We start from the raw sequence: 26,463 nt of genomic DNA, 5'->3' as shown, positions 1-26,463 counted from the left end.
CCCCCCGCTCTCCCCGGCCCCGCATGTCAGCGGGCCGCTTCCCGCTATGGCGTCCCCAGCTCCGGCAGCCGCCGGGGGGCCAGGAGGGCCGGGTACGGGCGCCTACCCGGTCTCGGTGACCCCCGGCAACCCCAGCGGATGGATCCCCTCGTCCACCGCCTCGCTGTCGACCGGCGCGCATCGTATAGCGCCGCCGACGCCCCAGCCGGGGGCTGCCGCACCTATGCCGCCCAGACGGCAGATACCGCCAATCACCCCGCCCTCCGTGCCGCAGCCTGCGGGGCAACAGCAGGCGGGCCAGCAGCCAGCAACAGGCCCTCACCCGGCGCAGCCGCGGACCACCGGGCCGTTCCGGCAGCCGGTGCGCGAGCCGCAGTCCTGGCCGCCCATATCGGGGGACGGCGGCCAGACGCCGGCATATCCGCCGCAGGGACCGGTCATCCCCGCGGCCCGCCCCGCACCTTTGATCTCCGGACCGATGGGTATTCCGCCCACCCGCACGTCAGTCCGGCCGCATCCGGGTACTCACCCGACGCTGGATGCACCGCGCCAACCGTACGTCACAGCGTCGCATCCCGGCAGCCCCGATCTCGGGGCGCAGCTGCAGGCCCGGCGCGCGGAGGCCGAGCGCCGAGCGGCGCCGCGCCCAGCAATCCGGCCGGATGCCGCCAGCGACGGCGAGGGCAGTCGCTGGCCCGGGTACGGCAACATCCTCGACGGCATCGACGTGATCTGACATCACCGGAAGCCGCCGGCGGCACGAAAAAAGCATGATTACGCCGCCTTCAGCCCTCCAGCGACCCAGGACGTGGGCCTCCCGACCCTCCGGGTGCGCGGCAACCGATCACACGCAGGGGCGGGCCGGTTTTGCCGAGCAACCCGACGGTACGTGACAGGTCCGCGTCGGCAAGGTTTGAATGCAGACGGCATGTGGCATGAACGCGATGACGACGGGGGCGGCGGCGGACCCATGGCGATGTTCGACGGCGTGGCCGTCGGCGGTTACCCGTGGAGGGTGAAGCGTGGCCGAAGCTCTTACCGCACGCTTCGATCTTCCTGCTAATGCCCGCGCCGCCGGGCGGGCACGGCGCCTGGTCAACGAGCTGCTTTCCACCTGGGGCCGTGAGGAGGACGCCGAGGTCGCACGCCTGCTGGTCAGCGAGGTCGTCACCAACGCCGTGCGCTACACCAGGTCGAACGACCCGCTGCACGTCCAGGTCGTCGCGCAGAAGGACCGGGTACGGATTGCGGTAGGCGACGGGAGCACGACCCACCCGGTGCTGCGGCCCGCGCATGACGACGACGAGTCCGGCCGCGGGATGCACCTGGTGGCGGCGCTCGCCAGCGAATGGGGCGTGGTGGACAAACCGGCCCACGACAGCCCCGGCAAACACGTGTGGTTCGAACTGGCCGCTCCGGTACGGCCCCGCGTCCCCATGGACGCCATGAGATCCACAACGTTCCGCCTCTTCCGATAAACGATCCCTCTTCTGGAACGCCTCCGGTTCAGACAGGTGAAGACCCCTCGCGGTTCGGGGCCCCATCGGAGTGCTCTCTGATGAGACGACAGCTCCGCTCCCCCGTCGGTGGCTCTCCGGCTCATCGACCAGCTTGCTACCAACCCGAATCAGATCCCTCTCAGCCCCGGCTCGTCCGGCCTGCCTGTGGCGCCGAGGCTCCTGCGCCAATCCCGGAATGCCGGCGGGTCGGCTTTCCCGTCCCGTATCCGGCTGACTGCCTGTCGGCTCCGTGTCGAAGGTGGGACGTCCACCAATGGGTGGATGTATGTGATGACATCCACCCCACGTTCACCCCACCCTCCGACTGGCCACCACCCCCGGGGCCTGCCACCGGCAGGGCCTGCCAAGAGGCGTTCGATCAGAGGGCTGCGACCGGGTGGATTGATCGCGAGACGGCAGGAGGGAAGCGCCGGAGGCTGTCGGGCGCCAGCCGACGACAACGAAGCGAGGCATAGGCCGGATGTCGCGAACCGGACAGTCCCATCCTCGGTAGCTCTCTTGGCGGCTTATCCGGATTCAGGACCCTCAACCAAGACGATCTAGATCATGCATCGTTGCAGGTCGAGACACTGCCATAGATCTTGATCGAGGAGTTTCGAATAACCCCCTCAACGCTGGAAACCCCTTTTGGCCGAAGCGCTCGCACTGCCGCGTTCACCGGCGGTCCGCGGCCGATGGGCAGGCACCCTGGGCAGGTGGATGATGGCGTCGGGTCAGCAACAATTCACACGCAACACCGCTGACAGCACGAAACCGTCATCAGGGGGTCGACATGCCCGTTCCCACGGACGTCCGGCTGAACGTCCAGATCCTGCTCGACGCCGGCGGATACCTGGTTGCGCAGTACCGGCCCGCCGTGTCCGCCTACCTCCTGCCCGGCGGAACCGTCGAACCCGCCGAAGGGATCGGCACGGCGGCGGCCAGGTACGTCCGGACCCTGACCGGCTCCCCTGCCGCGTCACCCGAATTCGTGGGCTGCGTCGAGCACCTCGGCCCGGCCGCGGAGCGCACGATCACCGCGCTGTTCGCCACCGACCTTCCGGACGATGCCGACGTCCCGACCACCCACCTGGGTGCTCCGCTCGTCCCGCTGGCCTTGGAGGATCTCAGCGAACGCTCGTTGACGCCCCCTGCCGTCTCGACCGCGGTCCTCCGCTGGCTGGAAGACCGCTGGCCGGTATGGCAGGGACTGCCGGTGCACGAACCCGAGCCGTGGTGGAACCATCTGAGCCAGTCCGTGCACTCGCTGCGGGCACAGCTGCACGCCCGGCGGCACGAACTCGACGACGCCGCCTTCCGGGACGCCGCGGTTGCCATCTGCGCGCTCGTCGCCGCCGCCGACGGCACGATCGACGCACGGGAGCGGGACGCCATGGCGCACATCGTCGCCACGGACAGGACCCTGAGCGCATTCCCACCCAACGATCTTGTCCGGCTGTTCGACGCCCATGTGGCAGCGCTGCGCGCGGACCCCGCCGCCGGCCGGGCCGTGGCACTGCGCGAGATCGCCAAGGTACGGGGAAACAGGGTGCGGGCCCGGTCGGTCGTGCAGTTCGGTGCGGTGATCGGACGCTCGGACGGCACGTTCGACCCCGACGAGCGGGCCGTCGTCCAGGAAGCGCTGGACGTCCTCGGGCTCGACCCGTCCTCCCTGGCGGTGCAGACGGTGCAGTGGGTCAGAAGCACCCACGAATAGGCCGCCGAGTCGTTCCGGGAACTGACAGCCAGGTCGATCCAGGAGCCGATCCAGGAACTGACAGATTTTGCCAGGAACCGACCGCGGACACCTCGAAAACGCCGACGCCCACCGCCAGCACAGCCGAACCAGCCGAACGTGGTCGAGCCAGCCACCTACCCGCGAGGGAAATCATGTTCGAGAAGGACGACGCGACATCTCCCCAGACAGCCCACCCGTTTCCGCGTCCTGACGGTGGAACCTCCCAGCCCCCTGATCCGACGGTCGACGTGCACCCGACAGTCATCGACCCGAACAACCGGGATAATCCCACCCGGAGCATCAGATCGGTACTGAGCGCCCGCATGCTCTTCACGTCCGGCGAGCGTGTGCTTGTCGCCAACCGGCGCGGGCATTCATGGTTCTTCCTGCCGGGCGGGAACGTGGAGCCCGGCGAGAGCGTGGAGGGAGCGCTGCGCCGCAAGATCCGGGAGGAGGCCGGGCTCGCGACCCACGCCCTCGACTTCGTGGGATGCGTGGAGCACTCATACGTCGAAGCCGGTCAGAGCTGGCACGAGCTGAACGTCGTGTTCGCCGCCACGCTGCCGCCGTTCGCACAGATCGGCAGCCGGGAGGAAGCGATCGACATCGGATCCGTCTCAGTGGCCGCTCTCGACACCTTCGAGTTCCGACCGGCACACCTGCGGACGGCCATCCTGAGCTGGCTGCGCACCCACCGGCCGTCCTGGTACGGCCCAGACGGCCTCCCGCCGGGCGGTCAAACCGAATTGAAGATCTAAAACTGGCCCTGAGAACACCCGGCGACAGAACAGGCCGACGGCGGCGCGAAAAACATGATCGCGCTGCTGTCGGCCATACCATCCCGAGAACCCATACCTCCGGCAGCGCGAAAAAATGATCGCGCTGCCTTCGGCCATACCAACCGGGAAACCGCCCCGACACCCAGGATCAGGTGGAAAGGACCTGCTCGATCGCGCCGAGCAGCGCCGCGTCATGGGGGTCCGTCCGCGGGCCGAACCGGGCGACGACCCGGCCGTCCGGCGCGACCAGGAACTTCTCGAAATTCCACGTGATGTCGCCGGCCTTGCCCGCCGCGTCGGCGGTCTGGGTCAGTTCGGTATATACCGGGTCGCGACCGGCACCGTTGACCTCGATCTTCGCACTCAGCGGGAACGTCACCCCGTAGGTCGACGAGCAGAAGGTCGCGATCTCTTCCGCGGTGCCCGGCTCCTGCCCGCCGAACTGGTTGCACGGAAAGCCGATCACGGTAAATCCCCGACCGGACAGTTCCCCGTGCAGTTTCTCGAGGCCGGTGTACTGCGGGGTGAGCCCGCAGCGGCTCGCCACGTTGACGACGAGCGCGGCACGCCCGTCCGCCAGCGCGCCAAAAGTCGTCTTCTCGCCGACAAGAGTGGTTACTGGTAGGTTGTGTAGATCTGTCACGGTCCAGCCTTTCTCGGATGCCGAAGTCCTTGCCGGGATTCGGTCGCCCGGCATCGGGTTACCGGTGCACATCATTTTCAGGCGAGGTGACACGCCCCTGTCTGCAAGCCGAGCGCCACCGATTCTGTTCCGTACCGGCACGAAGCGAGCTCTTGGTAGCCCGGGGCCTGGGCCTCCCGGACGCGGAAAGCGCATGATCGTACCGCCTTTGGCCTCTTAACCGATCGGCGTCATCCTGTCCACCGGGACGCGGAGAAGAAGATCCCGCCACAGGATGTACGTTGTTCAGCATCCGTTATGAATCCCGATCTACTGTTGGCGCCATGACGCCCAGGTGGGCAGCCACTGAAACAGCAGCGCCCGCGAGAGCAGCGGCCGACGGCACCGCCGCAGCCGCTGTGCAACCGACTACCATCCCGCTCCAGCAGGTCACGCACCCACTGCTGCGAAATCTCTCCAGTGAGCAGACGGTGAGTTCGCTCGTGCTGCCCGGGGCGCTGCGCCCTCGCATCCGGGCAAGCTGGCTACGCCGTCCCTGCACGCTGGTCGCGTTCGCCTTCGCCGTCCCGATGACCGTCATGCTTGCCACAAGGTTTCGGACGGAGGTCGGGGCAAAGCTGTCCAGCGTCCCCGTACCGGCCTGGCCGTGGCTTGTGGCGTGCGGGATCGCCTCAGCCTGCTTCTTCCTGGCCAACGGCCTGGCTTTGCGGGCGGCCAGTGGACTACCCCTGCAGTTACGAACAGCGGTGGCAGTACAACTGGCCGCAGCAGCGGCCAACCGGCTGCTGCCAGCGGGCCTCGGCGCGATCGCCGTGAACATCCGCTACCTGGAACGTCAGAAGCTCACCTGTTCGGCCTGTCTGAGCGCCGTGGCCGCAGTCAAGATCGCGTTTGCCCTGGTCCATGTGGGCGGGATCGTTCTCACCGCCGGGCTGGTCGGCGGTTCGGGCGCCGATGACGCGGTGACCGCACCCATTGAGTCGATCATGACAGACATCGGATCCGGCCCGGTCCTCGGATGCGCCGTGCTGTGCCTGCTCGTGTGCGCAGCGGTCGGCCTGCACCCCCGCGTCCACGGCCGGCTCGGACCGGCGTTGCACGGCGCGGGCAGGCATCTGGTGCTGCTCGCGCGCTCCCCACGGCGTACCGCCGTCCTGCTTCTGTCCGCCGCGGTCACCAAGGTCACACAGATCGTGGCATTGGCCACGTGCGTCTGGGCGTTCGGCGGTTCCGAATCGCTGCTGTCAGTGGCGGCCATCTATCTGATAGGCGCGGCAGTGGCCGGAGCGGTGCCTACTGCGGGCAACGTCGGGGCGCTCGAACCCGCCCTCGCTCTCGGCCTCACCGCCGCCGGCGGCGAGGGCGTGTCCATGTTCGCGGCCGTCCTGGTGTACCGCCTGATCAGCTACTGGCTACCGGTACTACCCGGAGTGGTCGCCCTGACCGTCCTACGCCGCCGCAGCGTCCTGTGACCGGGAACAGACCGGAAGCTCTGGGCGAACCGAGGCCAGCAGCGGTCGGTCCGGAAACCGATCTGGGAGGTCCGGAGGCCTGGCCGGCAGGGTAGGCCCAGGCCTCCGGGGCGTTACGGGTCAGCCGACGCCCAATCCCTTGGCGACGCGGGCGCCGAGGTCCGGGTCGACCTGACGCCAGTACTCGACCACCCGGCGCTGGACGTCCGCCGCAACGTCCTGGGAGGCGTGGCCGACGATGTTCGAGACCAGATGCTCCCGGTCGGTGTCGGACAGCACGTCGCGGTACAGCGTCCCGGCCTGGCCGAAGTCGTCGTCGTCGCGGCGCAGCGTGTACGCCGCACGGACGAAGTCGCCATCGGCCGTCCAGACCGCGTCCTCGCCGTAACGGGCCGTGTCGGCCCTGGGGCCGCCGTAGCTGTTCGGCGCGTACACCGGGTCACGGGACGGCTCGTAGCGCATCGCGCCGTCCTTGTTGTAGGAGTTGACCGGCGCCTTCGGGCGGTTGATCGGCAGCTGCAGGTAGTTCGGGCCGATCCGGTAGCGGTGCGTGTCCGGGTAGGAGAACAGCCGGCCGAGCAGCATCTTGTCCGGGCTCGGGCCGATCCCGGGCACCAGGTTCGCGGGCTCGAACGACGCCTGTTCGACCTCGGCGAAGTAATCCTCGGGATTGCGGTTGAGGACCATGCGCCCGATCGTGATCGTCGGGTAGTCCCCATGCGGCCAGACCTTGGTCAGGTCGAACGGGTTGAACCGGTAGGTGGCGGCATCCGCAAACGGCATGATCTGTACCTCCAGCCGCCAAGCCGGATAGTCGCCCTTCCCTATAGACGACGAAAGGTCCCGGATGTGGAAGTCCGGATCCACGGACGCGACCGCCTTCGCCTCGGCGTCGGTGAAGTTGTCGATGCCCTGTTCGGTCTTGAAGTGGTATTTCACCCAGAATCGCTCGTGCGCCTCGTTCACCCACATGAACGTGTGGCTGCCGTAACCGTTCATGTGTCGCCAGGTACGCGGCGTCCCGCGGTCACTCATCAGGACCAGCACCTGGTGGGCGGATTCGGGCGACAACGTCCAGAAATCCCACTGCATGTTGTTGTCGCGCAGGTGGGTGTCGGACCGCCGCTTCTGGGAGTGGATGAAGTCGGAGAACTTGCTCGGGTCCCGTATAAAGAAGATCGGCGTGTTGTTGCCGACCAGGTCGTAGTTGCCTTCCTCGGTGTAGAACTTGACGGCGAAACCACGTGGATCGCGGACCGTGTCGGCACTGCCGAGTTCGCCCGCGACAGTGGAGAACCGGATGAACACGTCGGTACGCTTACCCACCCCGGACAGGAAGGCCGCCTTCGTGTACGGGGTGACGTCCGCGGTCACCTCGAAGTAGCCGTGTGCGCCGCCGCCCTTTGCGTGGACAACCCGTTCGGGAACCCGTTCCCGGTTGAACTGGGCCATTTTCTGGATCAGGTAGTGATCCTGGAGCAGCAGGGGGCCGTCCGGGCCGACGGACAGCGAATGCTCGTCGCTCGGCGCCGGGATGCCCGCGTCGGTGGTGGTTACAGGTGGTCGAGAGTCGGTCATCGAAACTCACTCCTGTCATCTGTCGTCGTTGCTTCCCTGCCGTCCGAAGGGCCACCTTCGCCAGGCCGGGATGCCGGGGGCCCACCCGCCTCCGCTCGCTGAGGGGTCGACGAACGGCGAGCGTCCGGCGCGCCTGGGGCAGCCGTGTCCGGCTGAGCTCCGGCCCGAACCCCACCGTCGACGTCGACGTCAGTGTCGGCCCTGGCCCGGCAGTCGGCGCAGATGCCCCAGAAGGTCACCTCGGCTTCGTCGATGACGAAGCCATGGTCGTCCGACGGCGACAGGCATGGCCGCGCACCGATCACGCAGTCGACGTCGTGGACGGCCGTGCACACCCGGCAGACAAGGTGATGATGGTTGTCACCGACCCGCAACTCGAACCGGGCCGGGCTGCCGGCGGGTTCGAACCGGCGCACCAGCCCGACGGCGGCGAGTGCGTCCAGGTTGTCGTACACGGCCTGGACCGACAGCGAGCCGAGGCGGGCGCGTGCACCCTGGGCGATCGTCTCCACGGTCAGGTGCGCGCCCTCGGCCAGGGAGGCGAGAACCGCCAGACGTGGTGCGGTCACCCGCAGTCCTACTGACCGCAGCTGTCCGGCGGCATCCGCACCTTGCACACGGATCAGAGTCCGCCGTTATCTGGAACAAGTCAAGTCTATGAACGCATCAAGACCAAGTTCCCTGGTCCGGACGGGCAGTCCGTCAGCCGCTGGACGCCGGGTGGCCGCAGGCACCAGGCACCAGGCAGCGGGAACCGCGGGTACCAGAAACTGCGGGCAGCGGGGAATGCTGGCAGCACAAAGGCCACGGACAATGTAGGAAGACAATGTAGGAACTTGCACGTGGAACGAGCGGCGGATGCGGCAGATCAGCCGGCCCGCACAGACGTTACGCGACGCTTACGCGGCACCCCTGCGCCGCCGACGCCGCCGACGGCGAACGCCGACAAGCAGCACCAGCGCACCGCCTCCGGCGGCAGCCACGCGGTCCCACCGGACGGTACGTTGCACAACCAGACCCGAGTCGAACCCCGCGGACAGCTCCTGCCTGTCCGCCGGACCACCGAACCCGTTCCCCGCCGTGCCGGAGTCCGCGGAAAGGGCAGCCGGAGCACCGAAGCTGCCCGCGATCACCTTCTGGCGCAGTTCGGCAACCCTGCCCCTGATCTGCTCGCCGGTCCGCTCCGCGACCCGCCTGGGGCTCACGAGCTCAGCGATAGCATCCAAGGTCACCGCGAGCTCGGCGCGGGTATTCTCGATCTGCTGCTGGATGGCAGCCGGGTCCTGCGGCACCGATGTCGCCCTTTCCTCCGCGCGATGACTGCCTGGGGCATATTTTCTGGATCTTCACCGGCGCCTCCTGAACGTACCACGTCGGCTTCGCCGGACCGACAACGCTGTCGTCAGCAGCGCAGCGTTGTGGTCAATAGCGTTCGATCCGAACAGAACACCACTGTCGGGACCTCCTCCGCATCCCAGGACCGCCGTCCAGGCATACCAAAACATCCACCGGAATACACCCGGATATAATTTGGATCACACCGCATAACAGCACACGAGCCACGAGGCACGACATCAACGCCAAGATCTGGTGATAATCGTGCCAGAAGGGCCGCACAGGTGCGGGGCGAAACGGCGGGTGAGCGGTAGAGCTCACCCCGCCGGGCTGCCGTCCCCGCGCCGCCGGAGATCGTGACGAGGCCTGGGCAGACCTCGTGTCTACCCTGGTCCGGTGAACTGTCCATCGCATCCGGACCAGGGGCGGTCACGACCGACATGTCCTGTTCGCCCATTTCGCTCCGTTCGCCCGTTCTGTCTCGAAGACTGCACCGACAGACGCTGCCGGGCACACGGCCCGGGACGCCCGACGCGGCCGAGGGCGGAACCGAGCAGCCGGGCTTATCCGTCAGTCCACTTAAGTCCACCTGCCCGTCCAGAAGGCCGAAAGCAGTGCGATCATGCTTTTTTTCGCAGCCGGGGGTCCGGAAGCCGATCCGGCAGGTCCCGCAGGCCCGGTCCCCGGGTCACTTCGAGGAGCCATGCCGAGTTCCCTTCCATCCGCCCGTCTTCCATCCGCCCGCCGCTGCCGGTTGCTCGCCGTACCGCTGGTAGCGCTCGCGCTCATCGTGGCCGGCTGTTCCTCCGGTGGCGGATCCGTGGTCACGATCGTGGACGACTCCGGGTCGTCCAGCAGACTGCGTGGCACGGCGCTCGCGCAGCCGATCGACAAACCCGCGCTGAACCTGATCGACACCGCCGGAGCCCCGTTCGACCTGCGCTCCCGGACGGCTGGGAAGGTCACGTTGCTGTTCTTCGGCTACACCCACTGCCCGGACGTCTGCCCGACGACGATGGCCGACATCGCGGCGGCCCTCGACACGGTACCGGCGTCGGTCCGGTCACAGATCGCCACAGTGTTCGTCAGTACCGATCCCGAGCGGGATACCGGCGACGTGCTGAATCGCTGGTTGAACCAGTTCGACTCGTCCTTCATCGGCGTACGAGGCACCCTGGCACAGGTACGCGCGCAGGCGGACGCACTCGGCATCCCGATGGAAGATCCGGTACGTCAGCCCAGCGGCATCTTCACCGTCACGCACGGCACGCAGGTCATGGCCTTCACCTTGGACGACAAGGCCAGGGTCGTCTACCTCGCGGGAACCCAGGTCGCCGACTACGCCCATGACCTCCCCATCCTGGTCAACACGGGAAAGACAACGTGAAACAATGACGAATCGGCAGACGGCGGTCGGGCAGGACACCGTCAAAGCAGCGAGAAGTCGGCGGACGGAAAGCGCCGGGCCGGAAGGCCCGGCAGATGGGCACCCTGCCGGGCGGAGCGTCACCCGGACCACCGGGCGGACAGCCGTCAGCACCGCCGGACGGATGATCACCGGGGTCGGTCCGGCCGGCCCACGGATGAGGCGGGTCCTGTCCACCGTTGTCCGCCTCGGCCTGGCGGTGCTCTGGCTCGCCGCCGGCCTTTTCAAGATCGACGACCCGCAGGGGATGGTGCGCTCGGTCCGGGCCTTCCGCATCCTGTCCGAACCGCTCGTGCACCCGGTCGCCTACGCCGTCCCGTTCGTGGAAATCGCGCTCGGCCTGCTGCTGCTCGCCGGACTGGCGGTGCGGGTGAGCGCTGCCGTCTCCGCGCTGCTGCTCGCCGCCTACATCACGGCAATCGCCTCGGCGGCCGCGCGGGGCCTGCGCATCGACTGCGGCTGTTTCTCCTCCGGCGGGGACCTCACCGCCGGCGCACCCACTCATTACACCGGGGAAATCGTCCGGGACGGCCTGCTGCTCGTCGCGAGCGCCCTGCTGGTGCGCCTGCCAGCCGGTGCGCTGACCGTCGACCGTCTCCTCGAACGAGGCCCACATCCGCAGGCCGCTGAAGGGCCGGAGGCAGCGCAATCATGATTTTCTCGCGCGGCCGAAGGCCCACGTCCCCGAGCTACTGAAGGACTTCGGAAGAGCTGATGAGTACCGCGTCCAGAAGGACCAGGAAGAACCGGCCGGACGGGAACCCCGCCGGGCCGCGGTCGGCACGCCATCCGCGCGGCTCCTCCCCGCAGGGACCCGACCGCGCCCAGGACGACACCCGGCGGGAGGACGTTCGGCGCGGCGACGTCCGGCGGGAGAAAGCGGCCGCGACTCGAGCCGCCGAAGCCGCCCGCGCACAGCGGCGGCAACGGGCCATCGTCGGATCGGTGGTCGTGGCTGTGCTCACGGTGGCCGCGGTGATCGGCTTCGCTGTCCAGAGCAGCCGGACGGGATCCACCCCCGTGGTGCTGCCGGTGACCGCGACCGGCACCGACAACGGGATCGTCGTCGGGAAGGCGGACGCCCCGGTCACCGTGGACTTCTACGAGGACTTCCAGTGCCCGATCTGCGAGGAACTCGAGACCTCGCTCGGCCCAAGCGTCCAGCAGCTGATCGATGACGGACGGATCAAAGCTGTTTATCACATGATGTCCTTCCTCGGACCGGAGTCCGTCCGGGCGGCGAACGCCGCTGCCGCCGCCGCCCAGGAAGGAAAATTCAAGGAATACCATGACATTCTCTACGCCAATCAGCCGCCCGAGCGGACCGGTGGATATCGGAACAGCACGCTGACGGGATTCGGTACCAGAGTGGGTCTGACGTCCCCCGCATTCACCGACTCGGTGAACAACGGCACGTACAACGGCTACGTCGCGAAGGTCGAGGACGACGCGTCCAGACGCGGCGTGACAGGCACACCGACCGTGTTCGTCAACGGCCGGCGGCTGGCCCCGCAGTCCCTGACGCCCCAGGGCTTCACCGCCGCGGTGAACAATGCCACCGGTACCCCCGCGCCGGCACCCACCGGGTGACCGACATCGCGCAGTCACATAGCCGGACAGGCCGGGGTTCCGCACGGGCTGAGGCTCCAGGCGAGGCGAAGTAGCGACAGTCCGAAGTAACGACAGTCCGAAGCGGTGACAAACTGCGGCCATCCGTCCGGGCGGGCCCGTGGATGTCGTCCCGTCCGGGGCCATGATGCGGCAGGGCACGGCTGCGCGAGGTGAGATAGCGACTATGGATGCCGCACAGTGGGACCGCCGGCATGCCGGCACCGGCCTGCTGTGGACCGCAGAGCCGAACCAGATCGTGATCGAGCACCTCGCCGGTCTCACCCCGGGGCGCGCTCTCGATCTCGCCTGCGGGGAGGGCCGCAACGCCGTCTGGCTCGCCACCCAGGGCTGGCGGGTCACCGGACTGGACTTCTCCCAGGTTGCGATCCGCAAGGCGCGCGAACTCTCCCGCCGCTTCGACGTGACCCCCGAGTGGATACACGCCGACGTCATGGACTGGACGCCGGTACCGGCGTCCTACGATCTGGTCACCATCTGCTACCTGCACCTGCCAGCCGGGCAGCGGCGGAACATTCTGCGATGCGCGGTCAACGCGATCGTCCCAGGGGGGACACTGCTGGTACTCGGGCACGATCGCGCGAACCTGCGACACGGGACCGCCGGCCCGGCCGACCCCGAACTCCTGCTCGACGCCGACGAACTGCTGACGGACCTGGCCGGCGGCCCGTCCCTGCGGATCAGCCGAGCCGGCCGCATCCTGAGCCCGCCGCGGACCGACGATCACAGGCGCACGGCGGTCGACACCCTGCTGGTCGGGGTCCGGCCCGGTCCGGTGACCACCCATCCAGCGCTCGTCGAGTCGGCGGCGGGACCGCCGGGCACGAACGGCTCCACCGCACGCTCCCTGTCACTGTCGGTGGGTGGCTTCATCGTCGTCCACCGGATGCCGACGGTGGCGGAGCTCCGCCGGCTGCGGACCGCCGGCGGCCTGCCCGACCCCGGCCCCGAGGCGGCGGAGGACGCCATCGACGGCAGCCTCGCCGGGCTGTGCGTGGAGGCCGTGGACGAGCCGGGCCGGGCGGTGGGATGCGGACGGATCGTCGGGGACGGCCGGACGTTCCTGGTCATCATGGACGTCGTGATCGACCCGATGGTGTACGCCGACGCGGACGCCGAAGCCGACGTCGATCTCGCCACACTGATCATAAACGAGCTGCGCAGATGGGCCGCCGGCCAGGTGGATCCGGCCGCGTTCGTGGGTGTGGCCACACTGGCAGGCGTCGAGCCGCTGAGCGGTCCGCCATGACAGAGAGGGTGACGGCCACGTCCGGACGGGCAGACATCGCAGATGTGGTTCGCCAGGGGGTGGGGTTTGCCCCGCTGGACGTGTCCGGCTACCTTCCGGCCATGACCGAGACCGCCGCTGTTGTCCGTCTCACCTCCGGTGACACCGCTCCCGACTTCACCCTCCCCGACGCCGACGGCAACGAGGTGTCGCTGTCGTCCTACCGGGGACGCCGGGTCGTCGTGTACTTCTACCCGGCCGCATCCACGCCCGGGTGCACCAAACAGGCATGCGACTTCCGGGACAATCTCGCGCTGCTGGACGACGCCGGCATCGACGTGCTCGGGATCTCCCCCGACAAGCCCGCGAAACTCGCGAAGTTCCGTGACAACGAGAAGCTGACGTTCCCGTTGCTGTCGGACCCGGAGCGGGCCGTGCTCGCCGCTTACGGCGCGTACGGCGAGAAGACGCTCTATGGCAAGAAGACCCTGGGCGTGATCCGCTCGACCTTCGTCCTGGACGCCGACGGAAAGATCGAGAAGGCGCTCTACAACGTCAAGGCAACCGGTCACGTCGCCAAAATCATCCGAGATCTCGGCTTGGCCGGCTGACCCCGGCTGACCGGCAGCCGGTGAGGCGGCCAGGTGGTGGCCCCGCCGACCGGCTCGCTGCGTAATCGCGTGATCGCGTCACCGGCCGATCGGCCGGCCTTCGCCGACCCCGGGTACCTTCGCGAACCCCAGGTAGAAGAACGGCCCCCGAAACAGTCGCCAAAGTGACATAACGCACGTGCCACAGGCCCCTTCACACGCAGCAGCGGGTCCGGCAGCCTGGATATGGGAAACCTCGGGTGCGCCGGGAGCAGACTGGCAGGCGGCGCACGGCGCATTCGACGGCGGTCCGGGCCTTGGTGGTTCCGGTCGTCCCCCGGGCGCCTGTCAACGGGACCGCGATCTACGGGCGGGACCGCGGTCACCGGCGACAGCGCCCAACCCGGTCGGTCGTACTCGCACTCCCTCCGGAATCTGTCCCTCCCCAGGACCCGACCCCGGCCGGTCTACCCCGCCCGCCCTCCAGGGCCTGTCCGTCCCTCCGGCACCCGTCAGTCCCCCAAGAGCCGTCCGTCCGGCCCGGGGCTGATGCAGACGGCCAGGACGGCCCGCGGCCACCAATCGCTACCCTGTAGCTTGCGGTAGGTGCTACCTACAGTACGTACCTTGCGGTACGCGGTACCTGACAGCACGTGCGCGGGAGTGGCGGAATGGCAGACGCAGCAGACTTAGGATCTGCCGCCCTAGGGCGTGGGGGTTCAAGTCCCCCCTCCCGCACCACCGGCCGCGAGCAGCCATTTCCCTTTGTTTGCAGAGGTCAGCCCACCTTTCGATCATCGGGTGCCTGTTCCGCCGTGTCCGGCGGTGTCCGATCGTGCCTGATGGTGTCCGGCGAATCGCGGCACATGCGCGGCACAGCGTCCGCTCCCGTGCCGCCGCCGGGACCATCCTCTCGGGTGAGGCCCAGCGCTGTCTCGATCCGGCGAAGCTGGGTGTCGACGTCTCCGTCGATGCACTTCGCAGGAGTAGAAGGCGGACCGCTTCCGGGCGACCGTGGCCGGTGCGGCCGGCCTTCCGTTGATCATCTTGCTGGTCAGGTCAAGTCCGCGGCGGACCAGCTCGTTCTCGGTATCGCCAAGATCGGCGATCGGGATCGTGTTCTTCTCCAGCCAGGCGACTGCCTCCGCGATGTTCTGGGGCGGCTCGGGGGGCGCTGGATCTCCCCCGTTCTTCGACGTGACCGGGAGTCGGCTGCGGGCATCGAAGGCCCAGGTGTAGAGGGCTTTGCGGAGAAGCGCCGCCCGGGGACGGCCCGGCGCGTCCGGTCGGATGAACGCCGGGGTGATGTGCGCGAGGGCTTCAGCGGTGTTCTTGCGGTGTCCAGGCGAGGCAGCGGCCCACATGGAGTCCACGAACTCCACCGCGTGGGAGTACCAGGTGTCGACCTGTATGCCCGGTTCGGACGGTGTTGTCTTTGCCCCTCGCTTACCGGCCTGTCTCTTCGCGTATTCGGCATCCATGGTCACCGGCCAGCCGGTCGCCACGTCGAACGCGACGCCTTCCTTCATCGCGGTCACGAACTTCGAGCGGAAGGAAGAGGCCAGTCCGGAAGTGGTGAACGACTCGCCCTTCTCCTGGCCGGCCACCTCCCAGCGAACCCGGTAGGCGGTGTACTTTGCCCGCTTGGTCTTGCGGGTCTTCCACAGCCTCACGTCGTAGGAGAGTTGACGCGGTTCTGGGACGGTCGTCATTCGGCGTCCCGATGAGCAGCTTTCCAAGCCTCCAACGCGGATCTCTCGACTCGCACCTTTCGTGATGGCAGGGTGATATGCACAGTGGAGTCCGGGATCTTCGCCGACATCCTGGCCGGGAACAGCCTGTCGCGCCGTGACACCGGTCTGTTCGGGGCGCGTCGAGCAGCAGCGCTGGCCCTCAGCGGCCACCCGGATGACGCTGCCACAGTCGGCCTTGATGCGTTACAGATCGCGCGGGCAACCAGTTCGGAGCGCACGACGGCCATCTTGTCGGACGTGGCACGGACGTTGACTCCGTGGCGCTCACATCCTGGGCCGCGGGAGTTCCGGGAAGCGATGGGGGCGTAAGTTTCGGCTGTGGACGATTCGACAGGTATGCAGGTTCGGGACGACGAACCTGATACCGGTTCCGGCGGACCAGGGGCCGCACCGACAGCCGACAGCCGACAGCCCCGATCCCTACCAGCACGATCCAGCGATCGTTGACGATCTTGTCGCCTTGGTCGATGCGGCAACCGTTGATTCCCCAGACTGTCGCGGCATCGCGCTGCGGATCGAGGAACTGGCACCAACCGTCGCACCCTTGCTGAGCTCACCCGCAGTTCAGGAACTGTCCGACACGTTCTTCTACCGCCTTGTGCTCGCTCGGGGGAGGGGCCGATCTCCGGATGCGGAGTTGGAGCCGGCCACTTCATGCAACGGTTATGCCCGACCGCGCCATGCAATCCGGGAGGTCGGCGACGACGTGCGTCAGCTCTGGGCGTTGCTCGCGGGCCGAGCGGCGCATCCTGTCGCCAACGCACAGATCTTCGATCTTCTATTCTGCGCACGGTACGGCAATGGTCGCGACAACGCTGAGCAGGCGGTACGGGCCTATCTCGCATCGATAGGAGGCTCCTTTCGTCCGCTGGATCAGGCGACGGGCCTCGTGCGAGCGTGGACGCTGTCCAGGAGGGTCGGCCTCGTTCAGCTCGAAACAGAAGCCGTCGAAGCCATGAAGACCATGGCATTAGAGGAAGTCTCCGACCCCGAAGGCGGCAAGGCCGGGGTCGTGCTGCCGCTTCTGACTGCTCTCGCTCAACCGCCGCGCGGCCCCTCGCAAGCTTCGGCTCGTGATGCCAGCGTCGAGGGCCTGCTGGATACTGCCCTTGCTCGGTATAGCTCACAGGCCTTCTTGGTTTCGCAGATCACGTACTTGATACGTTTGTATGCCATCGATGACCAGCGCAAGGAACTGGCCAACCGGGCAGAGGTCCAAGCACGCCTCGATGCCGCCGATGGATCATCCAGCCAGATGGTGCGGATGAGTTTTCTAACCGAGGCGGCGGCGCTCGCGCGGCGGCTTGGCGTCAGCGATCTAGAAGCCCATGCAGTTTCAGCGATGCAAGCCATTCGGCCTGAAGAAATGGAGTGGATTCGGCATCCATTTCCTATCGAACTACCGACGGGGCGCATCGAGGGCCGACTCAGAGCGTTCGACGGGCAGCCCGATTGGCGGCCGGCAATCTTCCTGTGGCTCGACACTGAGCCACCCACCGGCCGCTATAGCGAAAATGAGCGGGCGGCACGAGACACGATGTCCGTGTCGATATTGCAGCAGATGATGCCTACGGTCGTCTTCGGAGGTCACGGGCTACCGCAAAACACGGTTCCGGCTAGCGATGCCGAGCAACTGAATCGCGAAATCGTCCAGATGGAGACGATCCATGCGACGATCGAAGGCGGGCTGCTTGCATCTGCCCTGGAGAGGATCTCCAGGGTTTTCGGTATACCAAGTCAGGACGACTTGGAAATCTTCCTTCTGGAGGAGTATCGATGCGACCCCTGGCTTGGTCGCGCGCTTGCAACCGCATTCAGGCTCTTCTGGATGGGCGAGCTGGATGCAGCTGCGCATTTGGCGGTGCCCAAGATCGAGGCTGCTGTTCGTAACCTGCTTCTCCTAATCAACGAGCCCTTGTACCGGGTGGAAGAGGGAAACAAGCCGGGCCAGTTCCCGGCGCTCGACTTCTTACTGAAGACGTTGACCAAGGAGGGGCTCGATCACGACTGGGAGCGCTTTCTCGGTACCTTCCTGTTGTCGCGCGGCAATAACTACCGCAACATGTTGGCGCATGGCTTCATCCACAAAGTCTCTCGGGCTGACGCCGCTCTTGCACTCCGGGCTCTTGGAATGCTGACCCTGATTACGCCAAACACCGCTTCGGAGCATGACGCCGAAACGGTACGTCGCACACTTGTGCAACCAATACCCCGGCGACCGCGATCCCATCCGCGCCGCCTCGCTGACGCCTTTCGCGCGGCCCTTTGGGAATACCAGAGACCGTCTCGATAGGGCGCCGCGGCGAGTTTCGTCCAGCTTCCATGTCCATCTGCCGCGTGGAGTAGTTGAACGGGCAGGGTTGAGTCGAGCGGCTCGCATCTACTCTTGCGGCGCCGTCACCCACGCGGCCACGGTCCGGATCACGAAGGCCTGCCACTCCTGGCTCTGCGGCTGGAGGTACTGCGGATCATCATGGACCGCGAAGCCGTGCTGCGAGCCTTCCACCTCCACCAGGCGGTGTTCGGCCGTGAACTTGGCCAGGGCAGCCCGCGTGGACTCGATGGGCACCAGCGTGTCCTTGGTGCCGTGCACCACCAGCGTGGGCGCGGCGATCTCCCCGATGGCCTCGTCCGGCCGCAGCCAGAAGACCTCATTTAGGATGGGGCGGCCGTGCCTGAGCGTCGGCGTGAACATGATCGCACCTTCCTCGTTCAGCGTCTTGGCGGCCTCGTCGTCGATGTGGTCGTCGTGCCAGTACGGCCGGCTGTCGATGGTGCGCCACTTGTAGTTGAACTGCGGGTTGAGCAGCACCAGCCGGACCACGTCGTCCGGCCGCTTCGCCGCGTAGTAGCCGCAGATGCCGCCGCCGAAGCTTGCGCCGAGCAGGCTCACATGGCTGACGCCGGTGGCCTCCCGGACCGCGGCCAGGGCCACCCGGATGTCGTTGAGGATGGACGACAGCGTCAGCTCCTCCTGCCGGCCTTCGCTCTCCCCGTGGCCGCGTAGGTCGAACCGCAGTGACGCCACGCCTGCCTCCGCCAGCCCGGCCGCCAAGCGAGTGAAAAAGCCACCCTCCTCGCGGGTGACGCCGCCGCCGTGGACAAGGACCACGGCACGGTTGGCGGCCACCTCGGGCGTCGTCAGTGTCGCCGCCAAGCGCAGCCCGTCCAGCGTGCGGAGCGAGGTGACGGTCTCGTACACGGGCATGGCACTCCCTGGGCGTTGGCCTGACTGTTCGTCCCTATCTTCTGGGGTACAGCCAATGCCACTTAACCTAGTTTGATCAAGCTGCGACCTGGGGTTTTGTTGGGTTGGCGAGTCTGATGGTGGGTGCGGCGGGGTGGTGGGTGCCGTGCTGGCCGGGTTTCTTGACGGGGTAATGGTTGTGGCGGGCGCGGCGGACGACGCGGGGGTAGCTGCGTTCGCGGCGTTGGTTGAGCCGGGTTGGGCGGGTGATGTCACCGGTGATCCGGTCGAGGACGCGGGCCTGTTCGTCAGGGGGAAAAAGCCGGGTCAGTGGCCCGGTCCCGGATGATCCTCACGGTGCGTTTGAACTTGATCCGGTCGGGATCGATCCCGGCGGCTGTCGCGGCGGCGCAGATCAGCGCGCTGATCGCGTGGTGTGTCAGCAGGTAGCCCCAGATCTCCTGGTAGACGGTGTCGGGGAACTGGGAGCGCAGGACACGTCCCGGGCCACGCAGGTAGGTCTTGAACTGCCGGTTACCGATCTCAGTCGACCACTCACAGTGCGCCTGAAGATGGCGAGGCCTCGGCTGGCGGGCCGATACTCAGTGTGGATGCGCTGCTGCGGCTGGCGGCTTTGATCGACCAGTTGCTGTCGGCGGCAGACGAGGCCGGAGACGGTGGCGTATGTCCGATGAGCGCGGTGAGCCCCACGCGGCTTCGGCTCAACGGCGAAGAGCCGTCATAGCGGCCCATCTGGACGCGCTGCAACGGGTCTACGCCGGTGGTGCGGAGACGGGTGCGACAGGTACGGTTATCCGTTCGCGGACCCGCAGGAGATCTGGAGCGTTATCCGGGGGTGTAAGCCCAGCCGGACCAGTGATGGACGTCGATCAGGATGACCGGGCCGGCCGGTCGACGCTGTTGGTACTGGCTGTACTTCGCCACCAGCCGGTCAATTGCGTCATGCCAGGCGGATCTCTCGCCGGCGGATCCGTCCGCGGCGGATCCGTCCGCAACAATGCGGGCGACTCCGTCTGCGCGCGCCCACCACAGCGCCTTCCAGTCCTCGACGTAGTAATCGGCGATCAGGCTGACTCGTGGATTGACCGCGATATTGGCCAGGCGTTTGAGGGCCGCCGACCGTTTGGGCTTATAGTCCACCGCGGTAACGATCGCGTCGTTGTGGAGCGCGAAGGTCACGGGCACCAGATGCGGCTGCCCGGACGCGTCCGCAGTGGCGAGCCGAGCGACCCTGGCGGCGGCAAACCGACCGCGCGCCTCACCGGCGTCCAGGTTCATCTGGACAGGGTGGACCACGAGCCCGGTTACGATCACGGTGAGAGCGTGGTATGCCCCGTCTGCGGTGCGGCTGACCGGACCCCGACAATGGAAACATGGCTGATGCGGACGTGACGGCCCCGCTGGACGGGGTGCGGATCCGGGTGGACAAGACGGGGTCCGCGGTGCACGCTGCTCTGGACGCTGACCAGCGGGCCGCGTTCGAGGCGGAGTTCCGGGCAGCACTGGCCCATGTCGACGATCAGTTCGACCTGGACGCCGTCCAGAACGTGGTCGAACGGTGGTGGCCGGCCGCGGTGCTGTGCGCAAATCCGGAGATCCGGCAGGGGGCGAATCCGGAGATCCGGCAGGTGATCGACGTGGACGACCATCACCGGCTGGCGGACGGTGTCCGGACGGTGTCCGGCGACCCCATCGGCTGACCGTCAACCGGCGATTACACGGCCCGGACAGCAGACGCAAGAACCAGTGGTCTATGCCGACCCGGCCAGCTCGGCGTAACGCTCTGCCAGACCAGACTTGTATGATGCTCTGTCAGACTTGCATGACGCTCTGCGTCATTCGTGATGCTCTGCATCGTCGAGAAATGGCGGTTCACCGTACCGGTTCTCCGATGTGAAGTGAACGCCCAGGATGGCTCGGGGACGCCGGGACTTCAGGAAGCCGCGGACTTAGGACTCGCCGGCTTCAGGGACCGGAGCTTCCGGTGACGCGGAAAGGGCGCATCGCCGGCCGGCCGGAGCCCAACAACCGAGGGTGATCGAGGACGCGACTGGGGTGTCACGAGTCGGGGACGGATGGGAACGACCCGGACACCTCAGCCGCGTCCTTAACCTACCCTGCCGATAGCAAATAGTCACTGATCGATTACAGGTAGTTCCAGCTTACACGGCGATTGGCATCCATGTACCCGGTTTGATGCGCTCCACAGCCACATCTTTTGCCGGATTTCGCCGCCGTCCGCTCAGCGTTGGGGACTCAGCCACGGAAAGTGTTTGGATACCGACGCAGGAAGATCTCACAAAACGCTTCGGACATGCCCGGCAGCCGCACGATGCAAACGGACGGGGCGACGGAACGGACAGGGCGACGCGAGTAGAGCGGCCGGACAGCACGGTGGGACGGCCGGACAGCACGGTGGGACACCGCGCGGCAGCCGTCAGATCGCCAACAGCTCCCGCAGGACGCCTGCGAGCTGGCCGAAGGCCCGTCCCCGATGGCTGATGGCGTCCTTTTCCGCCGGGCTGAGCTCCGCGCTGGTCCGGTTCTGCCCGTCGGGCAGGAACAGCGGGTCGTAGCCGAAACCGCCGTCCCCGCGGGGTACTCGCACCAGCCGCCCGCACATCTGTCCGTGTACGACCTGTTCGGCGCCATCCGGTGTCACCACCGCGGCCGCGCACACAAAGGCGGCACCTCGGCGCTCCTCGGGGACGTCAGCCAGCTGGGCGAGCACGAGCGCGTTGTTGGCGGCGTCCCGCTCGGCCCGGCCGGCACCGGGCAACAGCCCGGACCAGCGGGCGGACAGCACCCCGGGCATACCGCCCAGTGCATCGACCGCCAGACCTGAATCGTCCGCGACCGCGGGCAGGCCGGTCACCCGCGCCGCGTCCCGGGCCTTGATCAGAGCGTTTTCGGCGAAGGTGGCACCGGTCTCGGGGACGTCCGGGCCGTCCGGCAACGCCACGAGCTCGACGGCGAGTCCGGCCACCGCGAGGATGCGGCGCAGCTCGACGAGCTTGGCGTCGTTACGGCTGGCCAGCACCACCCGCCGAGGCGCATCCCGGCTTTCAACGGGCCGGCCTTCACCGGGCCCGCCTTCACCGAGATAGCTTTCACCAAGCCGGCTCTCACCAGGCCCTCTCTCACCGAGCTCGCCTTCGCCGGGCCCGCTGCCCGCGGGCTCCCTGTGCGTGGACCCACTCACCACAGCCCATTCATCGGGTGGACGGGTCACCGGGCGGACGAGCCGGCGGCCGACCGTGCCCCACCGGAGGGAACCGGCCGCGGACCCTCCAGCGCCACCCGCTGGATCTCGGTCAGCTGCGCACACCCACCGACGGCCAGGTCGAGCAACTGGTCGAGCATCACCCGGTCGAACGGCACGCCCTCGGCCGTCCCCTGCACCTCGACGAAGCCGCCGTCACCGGTGCAGACCACGTTCATGTCGGTGTCGGCACCGGCGTCCTCGTCGTAGGCGAGATCCAACACCGGCTGGCCACCGACGACTCCGACGCTGACCGCCGCCACACTGCGGATCAGGGCGTCCGGACGGCCGAGCCACCCGCACGCGTCCGACAGCGCGACATACGCGCCGGTGATGGATGCGGTACGGGTACCGCCGTCAGCCACCAGGACGTCACAGTCGATCGCGATCGTGTTCTCGCCCAGGGTCTTGAGATCGATACAGGCACGCAGGCTGCGGCCGATGAGCCGGGAGATCTCATGCGTGCGGCCACCGATGCGCCCCCGCACGGACTCGCGGTCATTGCGGGTGTTCGTCGCCCGCGGCAACATCGAGTACTCCGCGGTCACCCAGCCCAGCCCGCTGCCCTTACGCCAACGCGGGACGCCTTCGGTGACCGAGGCGGCACACAGCACCCGCGTCCGCCCGAACTCGATCAGAGCCGAGCCCTCGGCATGGTCCTGCCAGCCGCGAACAATCATCACCGGGCGGAGCTCACCGGATGTCCTGTCATCGGAACGTCTCACGACGACTGACCTTACCGGGCAAACGCACCCCAGCACCGGTCAGGTTCAACCGGATGTCACCGGTGAATCGTGTGAAAACGTCCGGCAGGCGAACGTTCCGCCGGCAAACATCCCGTCGGCGGACCTGGGTTGTCAGGCGTGCCCGGCAGCCATGCCGGGCACGCCACCCCAGGTCCACGGATCAGTAACCCCAGGACTTGAGTCTTCCGGATCTTCGCCCGCGGCGACATCCGAAAACCACCATCCGGAAGACAGGCGTCCTAGATTTCGTAGACGGCTCCGGTCTCGGCCAGGGTCAACGGACCGTCGAAGGCACCGGCCGCCTCCTCGCGGCTGCGTTCGGCATCTCCCCACGGCACGAGGTGGGTGAGCACGAGACGGCCCGCCCCCGCCTTGGTGGCGTGCTCGCCTGCTTCACGTCCCGACAGGTGAACGCCGGGCGGGTTGTCCGGGACGTCGAGGAAGGCCGACTCGCAAAGGAACAGGTCGGTGTCCCGGGCAAGCTGCACCAGCTCGTCGCAGGCGCTGGTGTCACCGGAGTACGTCAGGGAACGCCCCTGCGCGGTCACCCGCATCCCGAATGCCTCGACCGGGTGCGCCACCCTCTCCAGATCGATCCGGAACGGACCCACGTCCAGCCGCCCAGGGCTGATCGTCCGAAAATCGTAGATGTCGGCGAGGGAATCCTCCGGCCAGCGCTCGAATGCCGCGCACAGCCTTTCCTGGGTGTTGATGGGCCCGTAGACGGGCAGTTTGGGAGGCATCCCCTCGGGATGGTAACGGCGGGCATAGGAACTCACCACGAGATCGAGACAGTGGTCACCGTGCAGGTGAGAGACGAGCAACGCGTCGATGTCCCGCAGATCGCAGTGCCGCTGCAGTTCGCCCATGGACCCGTTCCCGGCGTCCAGCACCAGCCGGAAGCCGTCGGACTCCACCAGATAGGACGAACATGCCGACCGGGGCCCCGGATAGGTTCCCGAACAACCCAGAATGGTGAGCTTCATCGGGCCACCGCCGATGCCGTCAGCGCCGATGCGGCCCGCACCGCCGATGCCATCGATGCCACCGGCACAGGCCGCGGGCCGGCCGCCACGCACCGGCGGTGAACCGATCCGGGCAGGCCCGGATCATCGAGCACTCTGCGCCGGCCGGACTGCCGGTAGTCGTTCTTCGCGGTTTCTGCGCTACTCGTCAATGTGACGCCCTCTCCCATGACAAAGCCGATGACGCCGGTCAACAAAAGGTGATGGGTAGTAGAAATCGGGATCAATGTGTACACATCGACTTCTTGAAATAGCGCCGGACAAGCCTTGATCCAGCCGCGGAACAACCGACTCCTCGAGCCGAGGTCTTCTTCTTGATCCCCAGGGGCGGGCCGGTAGCCGGCCGCACCCTGGAAAACCGGCGGGCGGGAAGACGTCGGGAGCGCAACGCCCGCGTGGACGCCACGGGCAGCGTGCGCGATCACACCAGCCCTGCCGCCGCGCTCCATAACCCGGGGACTCAGGCCTCCGGCAGCGCGAGAAAAACATGATCGCGCCGCCTTCGGTGATCCGGACGCTGCGGACCGGCCGGTGGGCACAGAGATCATCTCACCGGCTCGGGTGCGGTGACGCGCCCCGAGTGCACGCAACCGGGACGGGACCGTGGGGCAGGCCGCGGCTCGTGCGGGCGTGACAACCGCAGCCACCGGTTGCGCTCGGCCTGAAACGCTTCGCCTGTCACCGGCGAAGTGGAGGGGTTCGATTGGGAGCTGATCGGGGATCACGGTCGCGACGGCATGACTGCCGCCTGCGCTGCCGAATACCCCGATGGGCGCGCCGCTCATGAGCGATCAGACTAAGCCCGAAATCCGGTTCCGACCCTGTGGCAGTGGTCACGAAACTCATGTCGAATTTTGGACAGCCCGGACGAGTCGGTATCGGGGTGCATCAGGGCACATCAGGGCACATCCTGAGACGTGGGAGAAAAATCATGATTATTGCCACATCGCTGCCGGGTACGCCGACGGGACCGCTCCCGCCGGGTCCCCGGTCACGCCCAGAGCTGACCCTCAAGTGCGGCTTCGGCCTCCTCTAGCGTGCCCGCGTACGCGCCGGTGGACAGGTACTTCCACCCTCCGTCACAGACGACGATGGCGATGTCGGCACGCTGCCCGGCGCGCACGCACTTGTCCGCCTCGATCAGTGCCGCATGCAGGATGCAACCGGTCGAGATCCCGGCAAAGATCCCCTCCTCCTCGACCATCTGCCGGGTCCGCCGCAGTGACTCTTTCGGGCCTACCGAGATACGAGTGGTGAGCACGCTCTCGTCGTAGAGCTCGGGGATAAACCCCTCGTCAATGTTGCGAAGGCCATACACGATCTCGCCGTACCGGGGCTCCGCAGCGATGATCCGGATGCCCTGGACCCGTTCGCGCAGGAAACGTCCGGTACCCATCAGCGTCCCGGTGGTGCCCAGGCCCGCGACGAAATGGGTGATGGACGGAAGATCCTCAAGGAGTTCCGGACCGGTCGTTTCGTAGTGCGCCTGCGCGTTCGCCGGGTTGCCGTACTGATAGAGCATCACCCAGTCGGGATGTTCGGCGGCCAGCCGCTTGGCCACGGCGACGGCCTCGTTGGAGCCGCCGGTCGCGGACGAGTACACGATCTCGGCACCCCACATCGTGAGCAGCTGCCGCCGCTCCGTCGAGGTGTTCTCCGGCATCACGCAGATCAGCCGGTAGCCACGCTGGCGGCAGACCATGGCCAGTGAGATGCCGGTGTTTCCCGACGTCGGTTCGAGGACGGTGGCGCCGGGAGTGAGCAGACCACGCTTCTCCCCGTCCGTGATCATCCACAGCGCGGCTCGATCCTTGATCGAGCCGGTGGGGTTGTCCTGCTCCAGCTTGGCCCACAGCCGGACGTCCGGCGACGGCGAAAGCCTGGGAAGGCCGACCAGGGGGGTACGGCCAACCGAGTCCATCAGGGAGTCGAAACGCATGAGCTCTTCCGGCCCGCCTGTCAGACGCCCGAAGTCGCCGGCATGACGGCGCAGCCGCCGGCGACGGCGGGGAGGATGGTCCCCACCCCCGAAGTCGCCGGCATCATGGCGCAGCCGCCGGCGACGGCGGGGAGGATGGTCACATTGTCGCCGTCGGCAATTTTTGCGTCGAGACCACCGAGAAAGCGGACATCTTCGTCATTGACGTAGATGTTCACAAAGCGGTGCAGTTCGCCGGCGTCGGCGATAAGCCGGCCCCGCAGACCCGGGAAGCGGCTGTCGATGTCGATGAACAACGCTGCAAGCGTGTCCCCTACGCCCTCGACGACCTTGGACCCGCCCGTGTAGCTACGCAGGATCGTCGGCACGCGGACCTGGACTGCCATGGTGCTCCTCTCCGTCTTGCTCCGGCTTGCTCTTCCGTCTTGCTCGGGCCGCGGTACGTGGTCGAGCCATCCGACATCCATCGTCCCTGGTGCGACAGCATGTCGACAGACCACCCGGTCTGTCGCCCCGGCTGCCGGTGCCGTGCCCCGAGTCGATCCGTCTCGTACCGGGTCCTGTCATAGGTGTGTTCCGGCTGCGCGCGGCACCCGGCACAACGTCGCGAAC

26 protein-coding genes, 1 tRNA gene and 2 pseudogenes are annotated in these 26,463 nt (G+C 67.3%); 16 read left to right on the top strand and 13 right to left on the bottom strand.

Going from position 1 to position 26,463, the window contains the following annotated elements; translation table 11 throughout:
* From CV1CTNOD_RS25455 to CV1CTNOD_RS06065, 4 genes and pseudogenes are all read left to right on the top strand, one after another.
* Nucleotides 1-736 (top strand): annotated as a pseudogene (locus CV1CTNOD_RS25455) (hypothetical protein); the annotation flags it as partial.
* A 286-nt stretch (nucleotides 737-1,022) separates the two neighbouring features.
* Nucleotides 1,023-1,478 carry an ATP-binding protein gene (locus CV1CTNOD_RS06075; RefSeq protein WP_131785177.1) on the top strand — a complete coding sequence of 152 codons (456 nt, stop codon included), beginning with the start codon at nucleotides 1,023-1,025 and terminating at the stop codon, nucleotides 1,476-1,478.
* Nucleotides 1,479-2,292: 814 nt separating this feature from the next.
* Nucleotides 2,293-3,216, top strand: coding sequence for a TerB family tellurite resistance protein (locus CV1CTNOD_RS06070; RefSeq protein ID WP_131785176.1), 924 nt, complete (start codon nucleotides 2,293-2,295; stop codon nucleotides 3,214-3,216).
* A 173-nt stretch (nucleotides 3,217-3,389) separates the two neighbouring features.
* On the top strand, nucleotides 3,390-3,995 hold the full coding sequence (locus tag CV1CTNOD_RS06065) for an NUDIX domain-containing protein (protein ID WP_242606408.1): 606 nt from the start codon (nucleotides 3,390-3,392) through the stop codon (nucleotides 3,993-3,995).
* A 169-nt stretch (nucleotides 3,996-4,164) separates the two neighbouring features.
* On the opposite strand, the gene CV1CTNOD_RS06060 is transcribed toward CV1CTNOD_RS06065, so the two are convergent.
* Nucleotides 4,165-4,659, bottom strand: coding sequence for a glutathione peroxidase (locus tag CV1CTNOD_RS06060; RefSeq protein ID WP_131785175.1), 495 nt, complete (start codon nucleotides 4,657-4,659; stop codon nucleotides 4,165-4,167).
* A 470-nt stretch (nucleotides 4,660-5,129) separates the two neighbouring features.
* On the opposite strand from CV1CTNOD_RS06060, the gene CV1CTNOD_RS06055 reads away from it, so the two are divergent.
* Complete coding sequence (locus CV1CTNOD_RS06055) at nucleotides 5,130-6,131, top strand: lysylphosphatidylglycerol synthase transmembrane domain-containing protein (protein WP_131785174.1); 1,002 nt, start codon at nucleotides 5,130-5,132, stop codon at nucleotides 6,129-6,131.
* Between the two features lie 120 nt (nucleotides 6,132-6,251).
* Here CV1CTNOD_RS06055 and CV1CTNOD_RS06050 read toward each other — a convergent pair whose 3' ends face one another.
* The 3 genes and pseudogenes from CV1CTNOD_RS06050 to CV1CTNOD_RS06040 all read right to left on the bottom strand — a co-directional run bounded on the left by CV1CTNOD_RS06050 (nucleotide 6,252) and on the right by CV1CTNOD_RS06040 (nucleotide 9,001).
* Entirely contained in the window at nucleotides 6,252-7,709 is a 1,458-nt protein-coding gene (locus CV1CTNOD_RS06050) for a catalase (protein ID WP_131785173.1), read from the bottom strand.
* Nucleotides 7,710-7,912: 203 nt separating this feature from the next.
* Nucleotides 7,913-8,332, bottom strand: a pseudogene (locus CV1CTNOD_RS06045) (Fur family transcriptional regulator); the annotation flags it as partial.
* 276 nt (nucleotides 8,333-8,608) lie between these two features.
* Nucleotides 8,609-9,001: a DUF3618 domain-containing protein gene (locus CV1CTNOD_RS06040; RefSeq protein ID WP_131785172.1), complete on the bottom strand. Its 393-nt coding sequence runs from the start codon at nucleotides 8,999-9,001 to the stop codon at nucleotides 8,609-8,611.
* Nucleotides 9,002-9,747: 746 nt separating this feature from the next.
* Here CV1CTNOD_RS06040 and CV1CTNOD_RS06035 point away from each other — a divergent pair.
* The 6 genes from CV1CTNOD_RS06035 (at nucleotide 9,748) to CV1CTNOD_RS06010 (ending at nucleotide 14,658) form a co-directional block, all read left to right on the top strand.
* Nucleotides 9,748-10,431, top strand: coding sequence for an SCO family protein (locus CV1CTNOD_RS06035; RefSeq protein ID WP_131785171.1), 684 nt, complete (start codon nucleotides 9,748-9,750; stop codon nucleotides 10,429-10,431).
* A gap of 163 nt (nucleotides 10,432-10,594) precedes the next feature.
* A complete protein-coding gene (locus CV1CTNOD_RS06030) occupies nucleotides 10,595-11,125 on the top strand; it encodes a MauE/DoxX family redox-associated membrane protein (RefSeq protein ID WP_131785189.1) in 531 nt (176 codons plus the stop codon).
* Nucleotides 11,126-11,184: 59 nt separating this feature from the next.
* Nucleotides 11,185-12,060, top strand: a complete 876-nt coding sequence (locus tag CV1CTNOD_RS06025) for a DsbA family protein (protein WP_131785170.1) — start codon at nucleotides 11,185-11,187, stop codon at nucleotides 12,058-12,060.
* Between the two features lie 205 nt (nucleotides 12,061-12,265).
* Complete coding sequence (locus CV1CTNOD_RS06020; RefSeq protein ID WP_131785169.1) at nucleotides 12,266-13,348, top strand: class I SAM-dependent methyltransferase; 1,083 nt, start codon at nucleotides 12,266-12,268, stop codon at nucleotides 13,346-13,348.
* A gap of 101 nt (nucleotides 13,349-13,449) precedes the next feature.
* Complete coding sequence (gene bcp / locus CV1CTNOD_RS06015; protein ID WP_131785188.1) at nucleotides 13,450-13,938, top strand: thioredoxin-dependent thiol peroxidase; 489 nt, start codon at nucleotides 13,450-13,452, stop codon at nucleotides 13,936-13,938.
* A 636-nt stretch (nucleotides 13,939-14,574) separates the two neighbouring features.
* Nucleotides 14,575-14,658: transfer RNA gene (locus tag CV1CTNOD_RS06010), tRNA-Leu, on the top strand.
* A gap of 53 nt (nucleotides 14,659-14,711) precedes the next feature.
* Here CV1CTNOD_RS06010 and CV1CTNOD_RS06005 read toward each other — a convergent pair.
* Nucleotides 14,712-15,629, bottom strand: coding sequence for a hypothetical protein (locus tag CV1CTNOD_RS06005; RefSeq protein ID WP_131785168.1), 918 nt, complete (start codon nucleotides 15,627-15,629; stop codon nucleotides 14,712-14,714).
* Between the two features lie 84 nt (nucleotides 15,630-15,713).
* Between CV1CTNOD_RS06005 and CV1CTNOD_RS05995 the strand changes: the two genes are divergently transcribed.
* Nucleotides 15,714-15,980, top strand: coding sequence for a hypothetical protein (locus CV1CTNOD_RS05995; RefSeq protein ID WP_207386218.1), 267 nt, complete (start codon nucleotides 15,714-15,716; stop codon nucleotides 15,978-15,980).
* A gap of 151 nt (nucleotides 15,981-16,131) precedes the next feature.
* Complete coding sequence (locus tag CV1CTNOD_RS05990; protein ID WP_131785167.1) at nucleotides 16,132-17,964, top strand: hypothetical protein; 1,833 nt, start codon at nucleotides 16,132-16,134, stop codon at nucleotides 17,962-17,964.
* 87 nt (nucleotides 17,965-18,051) lie between these two features.
* Here the strand turns inward: CV1CTNOD_RS05990 and CV1CTNOD_RS05985 are convergent, their stop codons facing one another.
* Nucleotides 18,052-18,879 (bottom strand): alpha/beta hydrolase, encoded by an 828-nt coding sequence (locus CV1CTNOD_RS05985; RefSeq protein ID WP_131785166.1) that lies wholly within the window; start codon nucleotides 18,877-18,879, stop codon nucleotides 18,052-18,054.
* Nucleotides 18,880-19,012: 133 nt separating this feature from the next.
* On the opposite strand from CV1CTNOD_RS05985, the gene CV1CTNOD_RS24450 reads away from it, so the two are divergent.
* Both CV1CTNOD_RS24450 and CV1CTNOD_RS24445 read left to right on the top strand, forming a co-directional pair.
* Nucleotides 19,013-19,207: a hypothetical protein gene (locus tag CV1CTNOD_RS24450; RefSeq protein ID WP_165485334.1), complete on the top strand. Its 195-nt coding sequence runs from the start codon at nucleotides 19,013-19,015 to the stop codon at nucleotides 19,205-19,207.
* Nucleotides 19,208-19,465: 258 nt separating this feature from the next.
* Complete coding sequence (locus tag CV1CTNOD_RS24445; RefSeq protein WP_165485333.1) at nucleotides 19,466-19,603, top strand: hypothetical protein; 138 nt, start codon at nucleotides 19,466-19,468, stop codon at nucleotides 19,601-19,603.
* Between the two features lie 101 nt (nucleotides 19,604-19,704).
* Here CV1CTNOD_RS24445 and CV1CTNOD_RS05970 read toward each other — a convergent pair whose 3' ends face one another.
* Nucleotides 19,705-20,157 carry a TIGR03668 family PPOX class F420-dependent oxidoreductase gene (locus CV1CTNOD_RS05970; RefSeq protein ID WP_131785186.1) on the bottom strand — a complete coding sequence of 151 codons (453 nt, stop codon included), beginning with the start codon at nucleotides 20,155-20,157 and terminating at the stop codon, nucleotides 19,705-19,707.
* A 95-nt stretch (nucleotides 20,158-20,252) separates the two neighbouring features.
* Here CV1CTNOD_RS05970 and CV1CTNOD_RS05965 point away from each other — a divergent pair, with 95 nt between their 5' ends.
* Entirely contained in the window at nucleotides 20,253-20,579 is a 327-nt protein-coding gene (locus tag CV1CTNOD_RS05965) for a DUF6247 family protein (RefSeq protein ID WP_131785165.1), read from the top strand.
* Nucleotides 20,580-21,316: 737 nt separating this feature from the next.
* Here CV1CTNOD_RS05965 and rdgB read toward each other — a convergent pair.
* The 6 genes from rdgB to CV1CTNOD_RS05935 all read right to left on the bottom strand — a co-directional run bounded on the left by rdgB (nucleotide 21,317) and on the right by CV1CTNOD_RS05935 (nucleotide 26,237).
* A complete protein-coding gene (rdgB, locus tag CV1CTNOD_RS05960; RefSeq protein WP_242606409.1) occupies nucleotides 21,317-21,922 on the bottom strand; it encodes an RdgB/HAM1 family non-canonical purine NTP pyrophosphatase in 606 nt (201 codons plus the stop codon).
* 185 nt (nucleotides 21,923-22,107) lie between these two features.
* Nucleotides 22,108-22,866, bottom strand: coding sequence for a ribonuclease PH (gene rph / locus CV1CTNOD_RS05955; RefSeq protein ID WP_131785163.1), 759 nt, complete (start codon nucleotides 22,864-22,866; stop codon nucleotides 22,108-22,110).
* 260 nt (nucleotides 22,867-23,126) lie between these two features.
* Entirely contained in the window at nucleotides 23,127-23,873 is a 747-nt protein-coding gene (locus CV1CTNOD_RS05950) for an MBL fold metallo-hydrolase (RefSeq protein ID WP_131785162.1), read from the bottom strand.
* Complete coding sequence (locus CV1CTNOD_RS05945; protein ID WP_131785161.1) at nucleotides 23,870-24,337, bottom strand: hypothetical protein; 468 nt, start codon at nucleotides 24,335-24,337, stop codon at nucleotides 23,870-23,872. Before CV1CTNOD_RS05945 ends, CV1CTNOD_RS05950 begins: the two co-directional genes overlap by 4 nt.
* A 566-nt stretch (nucleotides 24,338-24,903) precedes the next feature.
* Nucleotides 24,904-25,851, bottom strand: coding sequence for a PLP-dependent cysteine synthase family protein (locus CV1CTNOD_RS05940; RefSeq protein WP_131765742.1), 948 nt, complete (start codon nucleotides 25,849-25,851; stop codon nucleotides 24,904-24,906).
* A gap of 20 nt (nucleotides 25,852-25,871) precedes the next feature.
* The gene (locus CV1CTNOD_RS05935) at nucleotides 25,872-26,237 is read right to left on the bottom strand and encodes a MoaD/ThiS family protein (protein ID WP_131785160.1); all 366 of its coding nucleotides are present in this window, start codon (nucleotides 26,235-26,237) and stop codon (nucleotides 25,872-25,874) included.
* Nucleotides 26,238-26,463: the final 226 nt, after the last annotated feature.

The organism is Protofrankia symbiont of Coriaria ruscifolia, from assembly GCF_900634745.1.
GTDB classification, from domain to species: domain Bacteria; phylum Actinomycetota; class Actinomycetes; order Frankiales; family Frankiaceae; genus Protofrankia; species Protofrankia californiensis.
This window is presented reverse-complemented; position numbering and strand designations above follow the sequence as displayed.

Excerpts from the sequence above, each read along its gene's own strand:
- CV1CTNOD_RS06065 (WP_242606408.1), top strand. The coding sequence starts at position 3,390 with ATGTTCGAGAAGGACGACGCGACATCTCCCCAGACAGCCCACCCGTTT.
- CV1CTNOD_RS06020 (WP_131785169.1), top strand. The coding sequence starts at position 12,266 with ATGGATGCCGCACAGTGGGACCGCCGGCATGCCGGCACCGGCCTGCTG.
- CV1CTNOD_RS05965 (WP_131785165.1), top strand. The coding sequence starts at position 20,253 with ATGGCTGATGCGGACGTGACGGCCCCGCTGGACGGGGTGCGGATCCGG.
- bcp (WP_131785188.1), top strand. The coding sequence starts at position 13,450 with ATGACCGAGACCGCCGCTGTTGTCCGTCTCACCTCCGGTGACACCGCT.
- CV1CTNOD_RS06050 (WP_131785173.1), bottom strand. The coding sequence starts at position 7,709 with ATGACCGACTCTCGACCACCTGTAACCACCACCGACGCGGGCATCCCG.
- CV1CTNOD_RS06035 (WP_131785171.1), top strand. The coding sequence starts at position 9,748 with ATGCCGAGTTCCCTTCCATCCGCCCGTCTTCCATCCGCCCGCCGCTGC.
- CV1CTNOD_RS05985 (WP_131785166.1), bottom strand. The coding sequence starts at position 18,879 with ATGCCCGTGTACGAGACCGTCACCTCGCTCCGCACGCTGGACGGGCTG.
- CV1CTNOD_RS06025 (WP_131785170.1), top strand. The coding sequence starts at position 11,185 with ATGAGTACCGCGTCCAGAAGGACCAGGAAGAACCGGCCGGACGGGAAC.
- CV1CTNOD_RS06070 (WP_131785176.1), top strand. The coding sequence starts at position 2,293 with ATGCCCGTTCCCACGGACGTCCGGCTGAACGTCCAGATCCTGCTCGAC.
- CV1CTNOD_RS05935 (WP_131785160.1), bottom strand. The coding sequence starts at position 26,237 with ATGGCAGTCCAGGTCCGCGTGCCGACGATCCTGCGTAGCTACACGGGC.
- CV1CTNOD_RS05950 (WP_131785162.1), bottom strand. The coding sequence starts at position 23,873 with ATGAAGCTCACCATTCTGGGTTGTTCGGGAACCTATCCGGGGCCCCGG.
- CV1CTNOD_RS06030 (WP_131785189.1), top strand. The coding sequence starts at position 10,595 with ATGATCACCGGGGTCGGTCCGGCCGGCCCACGGATGAGGCGGGTCCTG.
- CV1CTNOD_RS06005 (WP_131785168.1), bottom strand. The coding sequence starts at position 15,629 with ATGACGACCGTCCCAGAACCGCGTCAACTCTCCTACGACGTGAGGCTG.
- CV1CTNOD_RS05940 (WP_131765742.1), bottom strand. The coding sequence starts at position 25,851 with ATGCGTTTCGACTCCCTGATGGACTCGGTTGGCCGTACCCCCCTGGTC.
- CV1CTNOD_RS05970 (WP_131785186.1), bottom strand. The coding sequence starts at position 20,157 with ATGAACCTGGACGCCGGTGAGGCGCGCGGTCGGTTTGCCGCCGCCAGG.